This is a genomic window from Methylocella tundrae (assembly GCF_038024855.1).
GTDB lineage: Bacteria > Pseudomonadota > Alphaproteobacteria > Rhizobiales > Beijerinckiaceae > Methylocapsa > Methylocapsa tundrae.
This window is the reverse complement of the sequence record NZ_CP139089.1, coordinates 2,626,373-2,644,170: the sequence shown is the minus strand read 5'-3', so window position 1 is coordinate 2,644,170 and position 17,798 is coordinate 2,626,373. Positions and strand designations below refer to the sequence as shown.

At 61.1% G+C, this 17,798-nt stretch carries 15 protein-coding genes; 6 read left to right on the top strand and 9 right to left on the bottom strand.

Annotation, left to right across the window (positions count from 1 at the left end):
- Both SIN04_RS14475 and SIN04_RS14470 read right to left on the bottom strand, forming a co-directional pair.
- A complete protein-coding gene (locus SIN04_RS14475) occupies positions 1–642 on the bottom strand; it encodes a hypothetical protein (protein WP_134490286.1) in 642 nt (213 codons plus the stop codon).
- A 12-nt stretch (positions 643–654) separates the two neighbouring features.
- Positions 655–1,044 carry a peptidoglycan-binding domain-containing protein gene (locus SIN04_RS14470; protein ID WP_134490284.1) on the bottom strand — a complete coding sequence of 130 codons (390 nt, stop codon included), beginning with the start codon at positions 1,042–1,044 and terminating at the stop codon, positions 655–657.
- A 237-nt stretch (positions 1,045–1,281) separates the two neighbouring features.
- Here SIN04_RS14470 and SIN04_RS14465 point away from each other — a divergent pair, with 237 nt between their 5' ends.
- A complete protein-coding gene (locus SIN04_RS14465; RefSeq protein WP_134490282.1) occupies positions 1,282–2,781 on the top strand; it encodes a phosphomannomutase/phosphoglucomutase in 1,500 nt (499 codons plus the stop codon).
- 55 nt (positions 2,782–2,836) lie between these two features.
- Here SIN04_RS14465 and SIN04_RS14460 read toward each other — a convergent pair whose 3' ends face one another.
- The 3 genes from SIN04_RS14460 to dgcA form a co-directional block, all read right to left on the bottom strand.
- A complete protein-coding gene (locus tag SIN04_RS14460; RefSeq protein WP_134490280.1) occupies positions 2,837–5,344 on the bottom strand; it encodes a glycosyl hydrolase family 28-related protein in 2,508 nt (835 codons plus the stop codon).
- 331 nt (positions 5,345–5,675) lie between these two features.
- Complete coding sequence (locus SIN04_RS14455) at positions 5,676–8,075, bottom strand: glycosyl hydrolase family 28-related protein (RefSeq protein WP_166795945.1); 2,400 nt, start codon at positions 8,073–8,075, stop codon at positions 5,676–5,678.
- Positions 8,076–8,435: 360 nt separating this feature from the next.
- Entirely contained in the window at positions 8,436–9,416 is a 981-nt protein-coding gene (dgcA, locus tag SIN04_RS14450; RefSeq protein WP_341264006.1) for an N-acetyl-D-Glu racemase DgcA, read from the bottom strand.
- Between the two features lie 137 nt (positions 9,417–9,553).
- Here dgcA and SIN04_RS14445 point away from each other — a divergent pair, with 137 nt between their 5' ends.
- A complete protein-coding gene (locus tag SIN04_RS14445) occupies positions 9,554–10,381 on the top strand; it encodes a DUF4239 domain-containing protein (protein WP_134490274.1) in 828 nt (275 codons plus the stop codon).
- A gap of 33 nt (positions 10,382–10,414) precedes the next feature.
- Here the strand turns inward: SIN04_RS14445 and copD are convergent, their stop codons facing one another.
- The 4 genes from copD to SIN04_RS14425 all read right to left on the bottom strand — a co-directional run bounded on the left by copD (position 10,415) and on the right by SIN04_RS14425 (position 13,446).
- On the bottom strand, positions 10,415–11,353 hold the full coding sequence (copD, locus tag SIN04_RS14440) for a copper homeostasis membrane protein CopD (protein ID WP_134490272.1): 939 nt from the start codon (positions 11,351–11,353) through the stop codon (positions 10,415–10,417).
- A 39-nt stretch (positions 11,354–11,392) separates the two neighbouring features.
- Complete coding sequence (copC, locus tag SIN04_RS14435; protein ID WP_134490270.1) at positions 11,393–11,764, bottom strand: copper homeostasis periplasmic binding protein CopC; 372 nt, start codon at positions 11,762–11,764, stop codon at positions 11,393–11,395.
- Positions 11,765–11,873: 109 nt separating this feature from the next.
- The gene (locus SIN04_RS14430; protein WP_134490268.1) at positions 11,874–12,896 is read right to left on the bottom strand and encodes a hypothetical protein; all 1,023 of its coding nucleotides are present in this window, start codon (positions 12,894–12,896) and stop codon (positions 11,874–11,876) included.
- A gap of 73 nt (positions 12,897–12,969) precedes the next feature.
- On the bottom strand, positions 12,970–13,446 hold the full coding sequence (locus SIN04_RS14425; RefSeq protein ID WP_134490266.1) for a DUF2946 family protein: 477 nt from the start codon (positions 13,444–13,446) through the stop codon (positions 12,970–12,972).
- 307 nt (positions 13,447–13,753) lie between these two features.
- Between SIN04_RS14425 and SIN04_RS14420 the strand changes: the two genes are divergently transcribed.
- The 4 genes from SIN04_RS14420 to SIN04_RS14405 all read left to right on the top strand — a co-directional run bounded on the left by SIN04_RS14420 (position 13,754) and on the right by SIN04_RS14405 (position 17,788).
- The gene (locus SIN04_RS14420) at positions 13,754–14,893 is read left to right on the top strand and encodes an ABC transporter permease (protein WP_134492548.1); all 1,140 of its coding nucleotides are present in this window, start codon (positions 13,754–13,756) and stop codon (positions 14,891–14,893) included.
- Positions 14,894–14,902: 9 nt separating this feature from the next.
- Complete coding sequence (locus SIN04_RS14415) at positions 14,903–15,778, top strand: ABC transporter ATP-binding protein (RefSeq protein WP_134490264.1); 876 nt, start codon at positions 14,903–14,905, stop codon at positions 15,776–15,778.
- A 126-nt stretch (positions 15,779–15,904) separates the two neighbouring features.
- A complete protein-coding gene (locus SIN04_RS14410; protein ID WP_134490262.1) occupies positions 15,905–16,978 on the top strand; it encodes an MlaD family protein in 1,074 nt (357 codons plus the stop codon).
- Positions 16,979–17,236: 258 nt separating this feature from the next.
- The gene (locus SIN04_RS14405) at positions 17,237–17,788 is read left to right on the top strand and encodes an ABC-type transport auxiliary lipoprotein family protein (RefSeq protein WP_134490260.1); all 552 of its coding nucleotides are present in this window, start codon (positions 17,237–17,239) and stop codon (positions 17,786–17,788) included.
- Positions 17,789–17,798 lie beyond the last annotated feature (10 nt).

Here is a 17,798-nt window from a genome sequence, read left to right as displayed (position 1 = left end):
TCATTCGTCGCGGCTCAATATGCGATCTATGCCCTTCGCCATTTGAAGGGCGAAATAAGCGTAGCTGTCGGCGTTGCGGATGGCGAATTGGACCGGCAGCTTCTTATATTTGTCTGGATCATCCGATTCAGCTCCAGAGCGGTCGCGGTAAGCAAAATCCTGGAACGCGTCGCTGACGAAATGTGCGGATTCATGGACAAGGCAATGAACCTGGCTTAACGCCCCTATGGAGAGATAATAGGGCGTTATCCGGAACGTCCCGTCCCTTTTCTGCGGCACAAAGGCGGGCGCCATCCCGGTATCTTCGTCGCCGCCGCCAGCGGGCGCATCAGTAAAGGCCGATGAGGCTTTGCCGAGCGCGGACAAGATATCGAAATAGCGGAAACGGATTTCGATCAATATTCGGAGCGTCGGATCGGCCTCGTCGACGAAAGGCAGCAATGACAGAAGCTGATCGAGCGTGCTTGGAGCCGGCCCCAGCTCAACATGGAAGTGCGTTTGCAGAGCCTTGAACTGACTGAGATTGGCGATTTCCGAACGGCGTCCGTTGAAGCCGATGACGGCGTTCAGCGCGTTGATCGAGGCGCCGACCCAGCGCTGAGCCTCCGGGACATTGCCGAGAGCCTTCTCCTTTGGCGTCATGGTCGCTGAGCCTTAAAGAGGCGGAATCGTATTGGCGCTGGCCGAACGGTTCTCGTCGCGGTTGCAAAGACGGCTGCTTTCGCTTTTTTCGAACTTCAACATCTCTTGGTCGAGAGAGGCGATGGTCATTTTTCCAACGATGTTGTCGGCCTGTGTCTGGTAGCTGTGATTGATGATCGAGCGCTTTTCTTTATACGCCTTTATGGCCGCCGCCGTGGACGAGCCATAGGAAGACTGCTCGGTCTCGCCGGAATCGATCTTGGCGTCATCCAGCAGCATCAGGGCGGACTGTATTTTCAGAACATGTGCGCCGGAGGCGCCAAGCAAAACATGCGCGGAGTCCTGCCTCGCCGCCGCTTCAAGTTTGGCGTCGCCCCTAAAAAGCTTCGATTCCAGACTCATGCAGGCTCCCGACGGACTGGCGACGATGGAGGTTATCTTATACGCTCAAGGCAAGGGCGTCCCTCTAAGGCAAGCCCGTTCTATCGTCAGCTTCTGGCGCTTTTCCAGGCTAGCAGTCTGCGCCGCCATGTCGTCGTTCGTCAATCGTCACAGTCCTCTCTTATGAGAGGGATGATAATCCCTCCGCGGGATTGTCGTTTCCACGCGAAAGCGGCGCCCGTCGCAAAGGATCAACGGATGTTTCCAAAGCCTGAGCCCCAATTGTTCCCGAACACGCTCGCCTATGAGACGACGCCGATGGTGAAGCCCACCGGCTTTCGCGAATATGACGCGCGCTGGCTGTTCGAAAAAGAAATCAACCTGATGGGCGTTCAGGCTTTGGGGCTTGGCCTTGGCGCGCTTTTGCATGAGATGGGCGTCAGGCCCGAACTCGTCACCGGACATGATTTCCGGTCCTATTCTTCATCGATCAAGCTGGCGCTCATCACCGGCCTGATGGCTGCGGGCGTAAAGGTCCATGACATCGGCCTTGCGCTCTCGCCGATGGCCTATTTCGCCCAGTTCGAGCTCGACGTTCCGGCCGTCGCGATGGTCACCGCCTCGCACAATGACAATGGCTGGACCGGCGTCAAGATGGGCGCCCAAAGGCCGGTCACCTTCGGTCCCGACGAAATGGGCCGGTTGAAAGAGATCGTGCTCTCGGGCAAATTCCGCTATGCGGATGGCGGCTCTTATCGCTTTGTCGAGAATTTCCCCGCCCGCTACATCGCGGACCTCACCAACCGGCCGAAACTGACGCGCAAGCTCAAGGTCGTCGCCGCCTGCGGCAATGGCACGGCGGGAGCCTTCGCGCCCGAGGTTCTGGAAAAGCTCGGCTGCGAGGTCATTCCGCTCGACACGGAGCTCGATTTCACTTTCCCGCGCTATAACCCGAACCCCGAAGACCTCGAAATGCTGCACGCCATGGCGGCTAAAGTGCTCGAGACGGGCGCCGACGTCGGCCTTGGCTTTGACGGCGATGGCGACCGCTGCGGCGTCGTCGACAACAAGGGCGACGAAATTTTCGCCGACAAGATCGGCGTCATGCTGGCGCGGGACCTCTCGAAGCTTTATCCGCAGGCGACTTTCGTCGTCGATGTGAAGTCGACAGGGCTTTTTGCGACCGACCCCGAACTTTTGAGCCGCGGCGTCAAGGCTGATTACTGGAAAACGGGGCATTCCCACATCAAACGCCGGGTGAGCGACCTCGGCGCGCTCGCGGGCTTTGAAAAATCCGGCCATTTCTTTTTCAATGCGCCGGTTGGGCGCGGCTATGACGATGGCCTTCTCACCGCCATTCATGTGCTCGACATGCTGGACCGCAACCCGCAAAAATCGATGGCCGAACTCTATGAAGCTCTGCCCAAAACCTGGGGCTCGCCCACCATGTCGCCCCATTGCGACGATGAAAAGAAATATGGCGTCGTCGACAGGACGCTGGAGCGGCTGCGGTCGATGCAGCAGCAGGGTGCGGCGCTGACAGGGCAGAAAATCCGCGACCTCGTGACCGTCAATGGCGTGCGCGTCACGGTCGAGGACGGAACCTGGGGTCTTGTTCGCGCTTCCTCGAACAAGCCCGAACTCGTCGTCGTCGTGGAGAGTCCGGTTTCCGAGCTTAGAATGCGGGAAATGTTCGCCGCTGTGGACGCCATCCTGCGGGAAAGCCCGGAGGTCGGCGCCTATAATCAGACGATCTGACGCCCGGAGGAGAGGCGCCGGCTTTATCGCGGGCGGGCGCGTTTCTGATGGCGGGTCAATCGTTGCCGACAACGGTCCCGACCGAGGCTGTCTGCGAGCTATTGGTCATCGTGAGATCGGCGAGGGATTTTGCCGCGACGCCCGGCCACGCCACGTTGAGCGCATTCCAGATGGTGGCGTTGACTATTCCGGTGCTGAGCGTGTAGTCCGCCGGGCAGTTGATACAGCTATTGCCCTGGAAGACCGCCCCGATGATCGCCCCCTGGTGTTGGTCGTTGTAGACTTGGCCGCCGTAATTCTGGAAGGACGTATAGGCTTGATAGCCTTCATGGAAGAAATAGTAGAGCCCGCTGGCGCGCGCGCTTATACGGTTGTTTCGTATCTCCGCGCTCAACACGCTTTTGCCCCAGAAATCCGCATTGTTGATCATCACGAAGTTGAGCGCGATGTAGGAAGGAAATACGCCGCTTGTGTCTGTCAGGATATTTCCTTTTATTTCCAGATTTGCTGCAGTGTCGAAGGCGGGCTCCGTGAATGACGTCGAAAGCTGCTCGTGGGAAACGAGGTAGATTCCGCCGTTGTTTGTGAGCTGGTTGCCGATGACAGACACGTTGAGATAGGCGCCGTGGTACATGGCGATGCCGACGGGATTGCCGGTCGCCGTATTGTTGCTGATCAACGTATTCTCATAAGCTGGCACGGTGATGGAGAAATGATCGCCGGGCGCTGGGATGACGTCAAAGGGTTTGTCGAGCGTGAATGTATTGTTGTTCTGCGCCATGATATGGCGCCATTGGCCGGCGCCGGCGCCGCTGACGATGACCGCCATTGAATTGGGATAGATCTTCCAGGCGCAGGTCCCCGAACATTTGGAATTATCGGTCACACTCTGGCTATCGGCGGCCGTGACCGTTCCCCAGTCCTGCCGCACATTCTGTCCGCCCGCCTCGTTGAGGATGGTTTCGCCGTCATTGTGATTGGTCAAAATTACGCCGTCGGACACGTCGAAGAGATTGTTCTGCACGACGATGTTCTTGCCGAAATTGATCGTCAGCTGGCGCCCCATGACCCGCGCGACCTTTTGGCCGGCCCGGACCGGCTGATTGATATAGGGCCATGACCATGAAGCCTGCGCAGGGCCGGCGATGAGCGTGTCTGTCGCGCCGCGCGTGAAATGATTGTTCTCGATGATGGCGTTGACGAGATCATTCATCGAGTTCTGGTCCGTCGACCATTTGACGATATTGTTCAGGAAGTGAAGGTTGCTCAGCTGTGAAAAATATAAGGGCCCGACGCCGCCGGTTTTCTGGGCGACGCTCCCGTTTTGGTAGTTCACCCCCTGCGTGAAGATGGAATTCAGGATCGCCACCCGGTCCCCCGTGAGGTAGATCGGAGCGCCGGAGCCAAGATTCCAAACCACCCGTTGAATGAAGAACCTGCTGATGGGCCGGCCCCACGTGCCGATATTGGTAATGGGGTTGCTGGACAGATCGACGTTCTGGATCGTCAGATCAGCAAATCCCGACATGCCGCCCGTATCGACGATAAAGCCGGCCGGCGCGGCGGGTCCGAAGGTGATTTTCGTCAAGAAGGAGCTTTGGCCCTGCAGCACGACGCCTGGCTTGAGGTCGATTCTCATCGATCCCAGATTGTATGTCCCTGCCGGGAGATAGACGACGCCGCCATAGGCTGCCGCTTTATTGATCGCGCCCTGGATCGCCGCCCCGTCGCTGGCGACGCCGTCGCCTTTGGCGTGGACCCCGAGACTCGGATCCGTCTTGACGTTGAAAAAGTGGTGGTCGGCCTGGTTCGTCCCCGTAGTCCCCGCCTGGTAGCCGGGGCCGTCCTGATAGACGAAATCATAGGCCCAGGGCTGGCCGATGAGGAAATGATCGATTCCGGGCGCGTGCCCCTGAATGGAGTCGTCGAGGAGGGCCGTCGCATAACCGTTGAAGACGCTCACCTTGTAGCTGTGGCCGGCGATAACGCCCAGGGGCGGCTGAACGTCGAGGACGTAAGGGGAGCTCGTCGGCAGGTTGACGACCGCCTTCAGCGTCGCGTTCGTCTGCTGGTCGATGAAAGTGGCGGTGGGGACGAGGCCGTTGACATAAAGATTGCGGCCAAAGATGCGGACATGCGCGCCGGGAGCAATCTCGGCATTGTCGAAATGCAGCGGCTTTGGCGCATTGAGGTAGATATGGGGACTCGTTGCTGAGCCGTTCGCAATCCACACCTCATAGAGATCGAAGGGGATAGTCCGCGGCGCCGCGACGACGACGGTCCCGTCGTCGGCCGTCTTTGTCGCCAGCGTGATCGCCGCCGCCTGGTGCGAAGCTTTCAGAAAAACCTGCGGCGTGGTTCCAAAGCCGCTGCCGCCCAGGCTGATGACATCGCCCGGATTGGCGGTGAACGGTTGATTGATGATCACCGGATCGGCCGAAGCGGCAACCGCGGCGAAGCTCCAGCAATAGGCGGCATAGGCCAGCAGCCGGACGTGCTTACGGCGCCGTTTCCGCAGAGGCATGCTTAAAATAAAAGTAGAAATCATGGAAAATATAGTCATATCCTGCCTCCATTCGCAGAAAATTAGACTAAATATTCAATGTACAATCAAATATAAGTCTATATCCGAGTGAGTGGCCATGAGACATGACATCTATTTCGGTCGTATCTATCCGAACGAAGTGTATTGATGGATATTGTCGCGCAAATTGTACGCGGTTTGGAGCTTACGCTACGAAAGCGGAGCCATGACGTTGGGGAGCTTTCGGACAATGAGGGGAGGCGCCGGCGGCTTTGAATCCGCGCCGGGGCGGGAGGGAGGTCTGGCTTGCCTCCCGCTTCACCAGCGTCGCGGACCCGCATGGCGCGGGGCCGCGGCGGTCGGTTGAGACTCAATCGTGGCCGACCAGCGTTCTGATCGACGCAGCGGCCCCGGAGCCGAGCATGGGGGTGTCTTTTAGAAAAGTCGATGTGACGCCGGGGCTGTTTGAGGTCGCCGCGTTCCAGATGGTCGTGTCGGTTGCGCCGGTTCCAAGACTGTAGTTCACCGTGCAATTCGCGCAGCTATTGCCCTGGAACACCGTCCCGAAGAATGCTCCGCCCTGTTGTTCGATATAGGCCGCCGGATAGGCCTGATAGAATGAGAAGGCTTGATAGCCTTCGGCGAAAAAATAATAGGGAGTGCCGGTGTGCGCCGCGATGCTGTTGTTCCTTATTTCGGCGCCCATCACGTTCCTGCCCCAGAAGGAACTTGGATTGATCATGAGATAGCCGAGCGCGATATAGGAGGGCCAGGCGCCGGTCGTATTCGTCAGGGTATTGCCGTTTATCTCCATATTTCTGGTGGCGTCGAGGCCGGGTTCCGAGCGCGTTGACGAGAGCTGTTGCTCCGCCATCAGATAAATGCCGCCATTGTTGGTCAGCTGGTTGCCGGTGACGGCGACATTGAGATAGGCGCCGTGATACATTGCGATGCCGACGGGATTCCCCGTCGCCGTATTATTGCTGATAATCGCGTTCTCGTAAGCCGGGACGGCGATAGAGAAGCGGTCGCCGGCCGCCGGAGCGACGTTAAAGGGCGCATCGACCGTGAATGTGTTGCCGGCGTGCGCGGTGATGTGCCGCCATTGGCCGGCGCCGGCGCCGCTGACGATGATCAGCATTGAATTCGGATGAACCAGCCAGGCGCAGGCGCCGGAGCATTTCGAGTTGTCGGTGACGCTGATGTTGTTGGCCGTGGTGACGGTTCCCCAGTCCTCCCGCATGTCTTGTCCGCCCGCCTCATTGAGGATGGTTTCGCCGTCATTGTGATTGACGATGAGAACGCCGTCCGACACGTCGAAGAGATTGTTTTGCACCACGACGTTCTTGCCGAAGTTGATCGACAGCTGGCGTCCGTCGACCCGCGCAACCGTCTGCCCCGCGACGACCGGCTGATTGGTGAAGGGGAATGTCCACGAAGCTTGCGCCGGGCCGGCGACGATGGTGTCCGAGGCGCTGCGCGTGAAATGGTTGTTTTCGATGATGGCGTTGACGAGATCACTCATCGAATTCTGGTTGGTCGCCCATTTAACTGCGTTGTTTTTGAACTGAAGATTGCTCAGCTGTGAGAAATACAAAGGTCCAAGGCCGCCGGTTTTCTGGGCGACGCTCCCGGTTTGATAATTGATCGCCTGCGTAAAGGTGGAGTTCAGGATTGCAATGCGATCGCCCCTGAGAAAGATCGGCGCGCCGGAGCCAAGGTTCCAGTTGACGCGTTGAATGAAGAACTTGCTGATCGGCTGGCCCCACGTGCCGATGTTCGTGATGGGCTTGCTGGAAAGATCGACATTCTGGATCGTCAGATCAGCAAATCCCGACATGCCGCCTGTATCGACGATGAATCCGGCCGGCGCGGCGGGCCCGAAAATGATTTTCGTGTTCGAGGCGCTTTCACCCTGCAGCACGACGCCAGGCTTAAGGTCGACCCTGACCGATCCGATATTGTACGTCCCGGCCGGGAGGTAGACGACGCCCCGATGGGCGGCCGCCGTATTGATCGCCCCCTGAATCGCCGCGCCGTCATTGGTCACGCCGTCGCCCTTGGCGAGGATTGCGAGGCTCGGATCCGTCCTGATGTTGAAGACGTGATGATCCGCCTGGTTCGTGCCCTTTACGCCTGCCTGGTAGCCTGGCCCGTCCTGGTAGACGAAATCATAGGCCCAGGGTTGCCCGATGAGGAAATGATCCGTGCCGGAGGCATGCGCGACGATGGAGGCGGCGCTGAGCGTCGACGCATAGCCGTTCGACACATTGACCTGGTAACTATGGCCGGGAATGACTCCGAGGGAGGGCGTCACGTCGAGGCTGTAAGCGCTGCTGGTTGAGGTTGTGACCGTGGCGATCGCCGGCGCTTTGGTCGCCACGTCAACCAGTGTGACCGTCGGCGGAATATTGTTGACGTAGAGATTGCGCCCAAAGATCCGGAAATGCGCCCCCGTGGCGATCTCGGCATTGTCGAAATGCATCGGCTTCGGCGCGTTCAAAAAGACATGGTTGCTCGCTGTCGCGCCATTGGTGATCCAGACCTCATAGACATCGAACAACGCAGCTTTCGGCGCCTGTACGACAACGGTTCCATCGTCGGCCGTCTTCGTCGCCAGCAGGGTGGGGATCAACTGTTTCAAGGGCTTCATGTAGACCTGCGGCGCGGCGCCAAATCCGCTCCCTTGCAGACTGATCACGTCTCCGGGCCGCGCCGAGAACGGCTGGTTGATGATCACGGGAGCGGCCAGCGCGGCGGCGGCGCTCAACGCCCAGCAGCAGGCGGCATAAGACGCGCGCGCAACTGGCCTAAAGAATTTTACGCGATTTTCGTGTGAAATGCAACTTGCAATAGATAATCTGTCAATCATGAGTATTCTCCAAAATAACGCGGAGCGTCAACTTGGCTGTTGAATTGATGATTTCAACTTTTGCGGGGGGGGGGATATCTGCGGAACTAAATTGACGATTATTAGTTTATATCACAGATAATAATTTGTGGAGCCTATTTAAGAAATAAATTTTCCACAATTCATGTTTGCCTCGATAGCAAACAATATAAAGAATGCAATATATCAGGCACAGCATGCCCGTTGTGTCAGCGTAATACTTTGCTCTGCTTAATAACATCAGCCCCAGAGCGCGGGCGGCGCGGGGCGAATAAGCGAGCCCTCGTAGACGAGGCCGTCCGGCCGGTCTCGCGCCAGCAGCAGGGGGCCATCAAGATCGACGAAGAGGGCGCGGCCGGCGACAAGCAGCGCGGGCGCCATGGCGAGCGACGTCGCGACCATGCAGCCGATGAAGACGCCAAAGCCGATCGCTTCCGCCTGCGCCGTCATGGCCAGCATCTCGGTCAGGCCGCCTGTCTTGTCGAGCTTGATATTGACGGCGTCATAGCGCTCGCGAAGGTCCAGGAGTCCGTGCCGCGCATGGGCGCTTTCATCGGCGCAAACAGGAATAATGCGCTCGATCCTGCCAAGCGCGGCGTCGCGCCCGGCGGGCAGCGGCTGCTCGACCAGCGCGACACCGGCCCTGGCGCAGGCCGCGAGGTAGCCCGGAAGATCGGAGTCCGTCCACGCCTCGTTGGCGTCAACGATCAGCACCGCTTTGGGCGCGGCGGCGCGGACGGCCGCGATCCGCGCTGGATCGCCCTCGCCCGCGAGCTTGATCTTCAACAGCGGCCGCGCGCTCGCCCTTTCCGCCGCCGCCGCCATTTCGTCAGGGGTTCCGACTGAAATGGTGAAGGCCGTCGTCACCGTGACCGGCTCCGGCAGGCCGGCCAGCGCATAGGCCGGCCGGCCGCTCTGCTTCGCGGCGAGATCCCACAGCGCGCAGTCGAGCGCGTTGCGCGCCGCGCCCGCGGGCAGAAGCGCCTGCAGCTCATCGCGGTCCGCGCCGGCCTCGATCGCCGCCCGGACAGATTCGATCTGCGAAAGAACGGATGCGACGGTTTCGCCGTAGCGCGCGTAGGGCGTGCACTCGCCGCGCCCTCTCGCCCCGGCGTCTTCGAGCACGGCGAGGACGACCGCCGCCTCGGTCTTTTGCCCCCGGGAAATGACGAATTTCCCCGCGATGGGAAAACGCTCGACCGCAACGCTGAGTTTTCGCATGGCCGCCTGATCGCAGAATCGGGCGGGCGAAGCAACCGGCCAACGCGGCCGGCCTCAAGCCGTCGCGGCTCATTGCCAAAATCCGCCGGCGCCCGCACTGTTCGTCCCGGCAAGCCCCTCTCCAGCAAAGCGCCCTCATGATCGACGCCTGGCTCACCCTATCTCTGCCTTACATGGTTTTCGCCGTGGCCGGATTTTACACCGCTACGGCGGCTTTTCTCTTCTGGCTGAGTTTTGGCCGCTTAACGCGCAGATGGATGCTTTCATTCAATGGCGCGATCGCCGAGCTGTTCAGCGCCATCATGGTGATCTTCGGCATTCAGATCGGTTTTGTCGCCAGCGATATCTGGGACCGCAACCGGCGCGCGTCGGCGGCTGTTGAGACGGAGAGCGCCAGTCTCACCATGCTCAACGCGCTCGCCTCGGCCAGCGGCTTGCCGGCAGACGGCATTCGCCAGGCCATCCGTGTTTATGTGATGGCCGTCACTGGAAAGGAGTGGCCGAGCATGGCGGCGAGCGGCATGGGCGCCCCAGAGGCCGAAGATGCGCTGGGAGGCCTGCTTCGGACGGTCGCCGCGACGCAGCACAATTCCGGCGACGCGAGCGCGAAATTCGATGCGTTGCTACTCGACATGGCGCTCAAAGTTCAGGCCGCCCGCGCCGATCGTCTCGTGCTCAGCGCTCCTTATTCGGAGAGCATCAAATGGGCCTGCGTTCTGATCCTCGCGCTTACGGGACAGATCAGCATCGCCATGCTGCACCTCGATCGGCCGCGCCCGCACCTTGCCGCAATGGTCATTTTCACCTCGAGCCTCGTCCTGATCATCGTCTTGATCGCCGCCAATGAAGGGCCGTTCCAGCCGCCGCTCGCCATCTCGAGCGATCCGATCGCGCGGGTTCTGGAGCTTCTGCCGAAGCAAAGCGGGGAGCCGCCGGCGCCGGCGCCGCCTTCGAAGGCGATTTGAAGGCCCTTCAGCGAGGGCGGGCGCGAGTTCTCGTCATTGCGGCGGCGGCGTGACGCCAAGCGCGGCGGCGGCTCCGAGCACAGCAATGCCGAGAGCGAGTTCGGCGCCGACGCTTGTGCGCAGCCGCGCCGCCTCCGAAGGGCTTTGAGAGGAGGCTCGGCGCAATCTCGCCGCGCCGACAAAGCGATTGAACGCCGCAAGAGCGAGCATCAAGGCGACGAGCGCCAGCTTGGCGAACAGGGTTTCGCCATAGGGCGTGTCGAGCAGCCTGCCAAATGACGCGCCGACGCGAAAACAAAGATTTGCCAGTCCGGCGAGAACGATCAGCACGACGGCGAGGAAGCCCATCGTCGAAAAGCGGTCGAGAATCTTCAAGCTTCCGCTGCCTGGATCTTCTCCGCGCTCCTCGGCGAGGGCGAAAAGCAGCGGCGCAAGGCCGCCGACCCAGGCGCCGGCGGCAAGCACATGCGCGCTATAAGCGACGATCATAGCGTCGCCGCGAAGGCCGTTGTCCCCCTGCGCGGCATGGCCGAGCCACGCCTGGCTGACGAGAAGAGCCGCGCCGATGGCGGCGAGGGCGGCGAGGAAGCCGCGTTGCGGCCGGCGCAGGGTGACGACGCCAAGCGCCGCGGCGAGCAGCACGAGGCGCAGACCCGAAACCGCGCCGAAATTCGTCTCGAAGAAAAACAGCCGCCAGACCTCAAAATCCCGGAGGCTGGCCCATTCGGGCGCCGGCGACGAACTGGTCATATTGACGACGATCCCGGCAAGCCAGGCGAGCCCCGAGAGCGCCGCCGCCAGCGCGGCGAGGCGAAGCAGACGAAGCGTCGCCGCGAAAGCTCCGGGCAGGCGAACCGGCCCCGGCGCCGCGCCGCCGCCAGCGTAAAGCCAGAACAGCGCCGAGCCGAACAGCGCCGAGACCGAGACGAACTGAACCCAGCGCGCGATGACGAGGAACTGGAAAATCGTCATTGCGTCTCAATTCCCGGCGCAAGTTGCGGCGCGTCTTGCTTAAGGGGCGATGGTAAAGGCATAGGAGCCATCGGTGCGATGGGTGTCGACCGAAACCACATGCCAGGTGACTTTATATACGCCTGGCTTGAGCGGCTGGTTGAGCCGCACGTGAAGGACGCTCGGGTCGGCGGGGTCAGGCGTCGCCTTGCCCGCCGCCACGGGGGCTCCCTGCGCCGTCGCAATCTGCACGCTGGCGAAGGCCGGCGCGAGCGCCTCGGAAAAGGCGAGCCTCACTTCGGCCGGCGAGGCCGAAACGGTGGAGCCGACGGCTGGAACCGCTCGATCGAGGAAAGCATGCGCGAACGCATGCGGCGCGGCAAGGCCGCAGGCGAAGAAAGCGGCGAGACTGATCGTCAGAAAACGTTGCATGGCGTCCTCGTCTAAACGTCATTCAAGCGAAGCGTGCGCCGGTTTGCCTGAATGACTGTGATAAAATTAAAGAAGTGACGTCCGGCCTCTTGCGAAATCGGATCATGATTCAATGAAGGTTGGCGATGCGGGGCTGAGGCGGGCCGAACAACGGTTTGCCGAGCGAATCCGGCAGGATGTCATCGAGAAAGAAGTCGAGCACGGCGACCGCCCCCACATGCTTGCCGCTGGCCCGGTTGATCGGAAGCTGAGCCATGACCCCGATCTCGAAAGATTGGCCGATATAATAAATGGAAGGGCCGACCACTCCGGTCGTCGCATGCGTCCAGTTTCCTGGCGCGGAAGGACCAACGTTTGACACCGGCGAACTGAAGACGCCCTCAAACGCCGGGATCAGGCGTTTGAAAAGATCCGAGACTTCGTAAACGAAAGAGTTCGCGTAGAGCAGGCTGTATTGCAGCGTTGCGCCATAGGTCAGGACGCTCGGCGTCTGGTCGAGGCCAATGATGTTATTGCCATAGGCGTCCTGCGTCAGAAACGCGCTGACCGGATGGGTCGGAATATTGTAGTCCATTTCGCCGGTGATCGCGAATGGACGCAGCCAGTCGACCGGAGCGTCGCCGAAGCCCTTGCCGACGTAAATTTTAGGCGTGATCGTCGTGTAGGGATCGGAGGGAAGCGATGAATTCTGGCCGCTCCCCGTGTGTCCCCATTCGACATTGGCCGCCCCCGCGATGATGAACTCATGCTCGGGGTTCTGGTAGAAAACATATTTGACTTGGGTCTCGAAGTTCGCCCATCCTCCGGCGCTGGGGTTTTTCTGCCACGTATAGCCGCCGGAGCCGATGTAGACGGCAAGGTCCGCCGTGATCGTTTTCGAGTATTCCCAGCCGAGCGTGTACGAAATCGGTCCTGCCGTTCCGTCGTAATTCGCGGCGGCCATATAGCCGAAGGTCGGCAGCGCCAGTTCATCGTTGACGCCGGGATCGTCGATGGTGAGCGTTGCCGGAAACACCCGGTTGCCGACGATGGTATGCGCGAGCGCGGGACTGACGCAGGCGGGACTGAAGCTGGTGAAAATGGCCGCGGCGCCGAGCGCGCGCATGAAGGCCAGGCAAGCCTTGTGAGACATGGATTTTTCTCGATCTAAAAAGAAGAACAGCGGGCGTCTCCCGGAAGCGGGACAGCGCCGGGCGAAATGCTCGTCAGATCAGATGAGGAGGCGCGCGGGGCCGTCCCGCCAGCGCGCGCGGCGCCGAGAGCGCCGGCGCATTTGTTGAGGCGAAGAGTGTTTCGATCACGCGCGCCGGATAGGCGGCGAGCGTTATCTCGCGCGATGGCTCGAGCGCCGCGCCATCGAGGAATTGGCAACAGGGACAATCGTCATGATGGCTATGGCCCGGCGCCTGATCGCCAGGACCCTCGTCCTTCGCGCTGGCATGCGCGCAAAGAGCCACATGAGCCGGAGGCCCAAGCGCCGCTTCGAGGCTGAGGCTCTGCGCGGCGAAACGCTCCGCTGAACAGCAAAGGTTGAGTGGGGCGAGCACCACAGCCAGAAGGGCCGCGAGCGCGAGAAAGCGGGCGGCGGCGCGCTGAAAGCCTCCGGGCAGGCCGCGAAACACCATTCGCGCGGCATCGCCCCGGCGCGGATGGGTCAAACGGCTCGCTTGCAAAAGAGGCACTTTCGCCCTTTAAGGTTTTATATCGATATTTACTCTATGACCCATGGCGCGGGTTTCGCAAAGCCGGGCAAACGCGCGCGGGGCAGCTTCCGCGGTTTGGACCGGCTGCGCCGATCCCTCGGGGGCGATTTGTGCCTGCCTGTGACATTGTCGCCACAGAATGGAGACCGGCGGGAAATTGCAAGAACCTCGCGGGCTGCCGCACAAAAGTGCTAAGGCGTTCGCCTCGACTTCGCCGCGGCCGGCGCGCAGCGAGCATTCCACGCGAGATCTGGCGCGACGAGCGCGCGTGCGGCGGGACTGAATGATGGATGTTGCAGAAGGTCCGACATTTTCGAGCGAGCGGTCGGGCGACGCCGTGCGGCTTCGCCTCGCCGGACACTGGACGCTCGACGCTTGCACCGGAATCGAAAAGGGCGCCGGCGCCCTTGTGAGCGAGGCCGGCGCCGCCCGGCGGGCGATCATCGACCTTGCGGGCGTGCAGCGTCTCGACACCGCGGGAGCGTGGCTGATCGACAAGACGCGTCAGGAACTGAGCGCGAAGGGCGTCGACGCGGAATTCCAGTCGATCAGCCCGGAATTCGGCATTTTGCTGAAAGAAGCCCATTTCCGGACTTTCGACGCGCCCCCGCGCCGCAAGGGCTCCTATCTAATGACGATCTTCGCCGACGTCGGCGAGAGCGTCGTCATCGCCGGCCGTGATCTCTTCAACGGCGTCGAATTTCTCGGCGAGGTCGTCGCCGCGATGGGCAAGAGCCTGTTCAATCCGGCTCATTTCCGCGCGACGTCCGTCGTCTCTCACCTCGAGACGATCGCTTTTCGCGGCGTTCCAATCGTCGTCCTCATCAATTTCCTTGTCGGCGCGATCGTCGCCCAGCAGGGCATCTTCCAGCTGCGGCGCTTCGGCGCGACGATTCTGGTCGTCGATCTCATCGGCATCCTGATCCTGCGCGAACTTGGCGTCCTTTTGACGTCGATCATGATCGCCGGCCGGTCGGGGTCCGCGATCACGGCGGAACTCGGCTCCATGAAGATGCGCGAGGAGATCGACGCTCTCGTCGTGATGGGCCTGAGGCCGATCGAAGTGCTGATCGTGCCGCGCATCCTCGCGCTCATCATCAGCCTGCCGCTGCTGACGTTTCTCGCCGATATGTCGGCCGTCGCCGGCGGCATTCTCGTAAGCTGGGTCTATGGCGGCATCACGCCGAAAAGTTTCATCGCGCTGCTGCCGGCGGCGATCGCCGTGCATACCTTCCTCAGCGGCATCATCAAGGCGCCTTTCATGGGCCTCGTCATCGGCCTCATCGCCTGCGTCGAAGGCCTCGCCGTCGAGGGCTCCGCCGAATCCCTCGGACGCCAGGTGACCGCCTCGGTCGTCAAGTCGATTTTCATGGTCATCGTGGTCGACGGCATCTTCGCTGTCTTCTTCGCCGCCGTCCGGTTCTAGGCGGCGCGGATGCAAAAAAATCTGCCTTCGCCTGTGAAAAAGCCTTTCACGCTGTTGCGGCGCGGCTCGGCGCGGGTTACGCGCGGCGCGGCCCCCGAGATTGCGATCAGCGTCCGCGACCTCATTGTCGGCTTTGGCGACAATCTCGTCCTCAATGGTCTCGACCTTGACGTCCGCCGCGGCGAAGTGCTTGGCTTCGTTGGCGGCTCCGGGACAGGCAAATCGGTTTTGACCCGCGCCATTCTGGGGCTGACCCCAAAGCGCGCCGGCCGCATCGAATTGTTCGGCTCAGACATCGATCACGTCTCGCGCGCCGAATATGACGCGCTCGAACGGCGCATCGGCGTCATGTTTCAGGGCGGCGCGCTGTTTTCCGGCCTGACCGTGAAGCAGAACGTGCAGGTGCCGATGCGCGAACATCTGAAGCTCTCGCCGCGGCTTGCCGACGAACTCGCCATGCTCAAGATCGAGCTGGTCGGGCTGAGTCTTGACGCGGCGGACAAATTTCCGTCTGAATTGTCTGGCGGCATGATCAAGCGGGCGGCGCTGGCGCGGGCTTTGGCGCTTGATCCCGAACTTTTATTTCTTGATGAGCCGACTTCGGGACTGGATCCGATTGGCGCCGCCGAATTCGACGATCTGATTTCGACATTGCAGAAGACCCTCGGCCTCACGGTCTTCATGGTGACGCATGATCTCGATAGTCTTTATTCCATCTGCGACCGGATCGCCGCGCTGGCTGACGAGAAAGTGATCGCGACCGGGCCGATCGAAACCATGCTCGCCTCCGACCATCCGTGGCTGCAGGCCTATTTCCACGGCAAAAGGGCGCGCCAGTTCGACCCTTCCGTGATCAAGCGGGGGGCCAACGGCGCCGGCCTCTAAAGCGTGATCCCCGAAAAGTCGCCGACGTTTTGGATTAGATCATGCGTTGAAACAAAGAGATAAGGAGCATGATGATGTCCTTTCGGAATCGTCATGCCTGAAAGCGTGAACAGGATGAGCCGATAGATGGAAACCCGCGCGAATTATGCCTTGATCGGCGTTTTCACCCTGGCTGTGATCGCGTCCGCCTTTGGCTTCGTCCTCTGGGTTTCGGGCGGCGACAAGCCGGGCGCCGAGCGGGCCTACAAGATCGTATTCGCCGGATCGGTTTCGGGGCTTTTGCGCGGCGCGCCGGTTCTGTTCAACGGCGTCCGGGTCGGCGACGTGACGAATGTCGATTTCATGCCGAACGATCCGAGCCATGTTTACGCCATCGTGGAGGTGGACGGACGCGTGCCGATCCACACCGACACCAAGGCGCGGCTCGAGTCGACGGGCCTCACGGGCGTTGCATCCGTCGAGCTCTCGGGCGGAACTGAGGCGGCGCCGAAGCTTCAGTCCGGCCCCGACGGCGGCCCCCCGGTGATCATGGCGGAGCGTTCCGATTTCCAGGATCTGATCGAAAGCGCGCGCAAGATCGCGGGGCAGGCGACCGAATTTCTCGACCGGACCAATAAGGTGCTGGATGACAACACGGGCTCGATCACGGCCTCGGTGAAGAACATTCAGAAATTCTCGGATGCGCTCGCATCCAATTCCGACGGCATCAAGGATTTCATGTCCTCGATCGCGGACGTCGGCAAGGCGATCAAGCCGCTCACGGTGAAGCTGGAGGCCCTGAGCAGCGACGCCGACAATGTCGTCAAAGCGGTCGATCCGGCGCAGGTGAAAACCATCATTTCGGACTTCGCCGCCATGTCGGGCAAGCTCAACTCCGCCGCCGACAAAGTCGACGGCGTTCTGACCAATCTTAACGGATTTTTGGCGACCGGCGACAACAAGGGCGTTTTCGCGGAGGTCGCCGCCACGGCGAAATCGATCCGCAAGCTCGCCGACGACATCGACAGCCGATGGAAGGATATTGGCGCGAACCTCACGCGCTTCACCGGCTCGGGCCTGCGCGAATATGAGGCTTTGGCGGTCGACGGCCGCAAAACGCTCGATCAGGTCAATCAGGCGATTCGTTCAATCGAGCAGAATCCGCAGCAGTTCATCTTCGGCAGGAAGCAGCAGATCCCCGAATATACAGGCGCTCGTTAACCACTTGCGCCAATGATGGTTCGCGTCGCGGCGCTTTGGCCGCCACATGGCTTGATTTTTGGAAGCCTCTTTGATGCAACGTGGTTTTAGAGCATGAGCCCGAAAAGTTGCGAACTTTTTGGGTCCCGTGCGCAAGCAATATGCTTTGGAGCAATGCGTCGATTCTTGATCCGATTTCGGCCGCGAAGGGCGGGAGCCGCGACGGGTGGCCTCGCGCTTTCACGAGAGGGGGGTGGGCGCCCCCGTCGCCGTGGATCGATGGCGGTTGCCTGCGCGTCGGCGGGTTTTGTCGCCGCCTGCGCCTCGGCTCCGCTCGCGACCTATGATCTTGGCGCGGCCGACGGCGGCTTTTCCGCGCGGCGGGAGCGGCCCGGTCAAATCGCCATCTATGAGCCAACAGCGCTGCCGCCGGTCGATTCGAACCGGATCGTCGTGCGCATGGGGCAGGATCAGATCGCTTATCTCAGCGGCGCGAAATGGACGGATCAATTGCCTTCGCTCGTTCAGGCGCGGCTGATCGCGACGTTTCAGAACGCCCATATCGGCGTCGCGCGTCTCGGCATGCTGGCCGATTATAGCCTGCGCGCCGACATTCGCCGCTTCGAGTTCGACACCGGCCGCATGCAGGTCTTCGTCGAAATAGCGGCGCAGCTCACGGCCTCCTCGACCGGCCGCATCGTCGGCGGCAAGGTCTTTTCGGCCAGCGCGCCGGCGCCGCGAGACGATGGCGGGACTGTGACGAGAGCGCTGGATTCAGCGCTTGGCGACGTCATGCGGCAAATCGTGATCTGGGCTGCGCCGCGGATTTGAACAACTTCTG

Coding starts and splice junctions, on each gene's coding strand:
- SIN04_RS14475 (WP_134490286.1), bottom strand. CDS start 642: ATGACGCCAAAGGAGAAGGCTCTCGGCAATGTCCCGGAGGCTCAGCGC.
- SIN04_RS14470 (WP_134490284.1), bottom strand. CDS start 1,044: ATGAGTCTGGAATCGAAGCTTTTTAGGGGCGACGCCAAACTTGAAGCG.
- SIN04_RS14465 (WP_134490282.1), top strand. CDS start 1,282: ATGTTTCCAAAGCCTGAGCCCCAATTGTTCCCGAACACGCTCGCCTAT.
- SIN04_RS14460 (WP_134490280.1), bottom strand. CDS start 5,344: ATGACTATATTTTCCATGATTTCTACTTTTATTTTAAGCATGCCTCTG.
- dgcA (WP_341264006.1), bottom strand. CDS start 9,416: ATGCGAAAACTCAGCGTTGCGGTCGAGCGTTTTCCCATCGCGGGGAAA.
- SIN04_RS14445 (WP_134490274.1), top strand. CDS start 9,554: ATGATCGACGCCTGGCTCACCCTATCTCTGCCTTACATGGTTTTCGCC.
- copD (WP_134490272.1), bottom strand. CDS start 11,353: ATGACGATTTTCCAGTTCCTCGTCATCGCGCGCTGGGTTCAGTTCGTC.
- copC (WP_134490270.1), bottom strand. CDS start 11,764: ATGCAACGTTTTCTGACGATCAGTCTCGCCGCTTTCTTCGCCTGCGGC.
- SIN04_RS14430 (WP_134490268.1), bottom strand. CDS start 12,896: ATGTCTCACAAGGCTTGCCTGGCCTTCATGCGCGCGCTCGGCGCCGCG.
- SIN04_RS14420 (WP_134492548.1), top strand. CDS start 13,754: ATGGATGTTGCAGAAGGTCCGACATTTTCGAGCGAGCGGTCGGGCGAC.
- SIN04_RS14415 (WP_134490264.1), top strand. CDS start 14,903: ATGCAAAAAAATCTGCCTTCGCCTGTGAAAAAGCCTTTCACGCTGTTG.
- SIN04_RS14410 (WP_134490262.1), top strand. CDS start 15,905: ATGGAAACCCGCGCGAATTATGCCTTGATCGGCGTTTTCACCCTGGCT.
- SIN04_RS14405 (WP_134490260.1), top strand. CDS start 17,237: ATGGCGGTTGCCTGCGCGTCGGCGGGTTTTGTCGCCGCCTGCGCCTCG.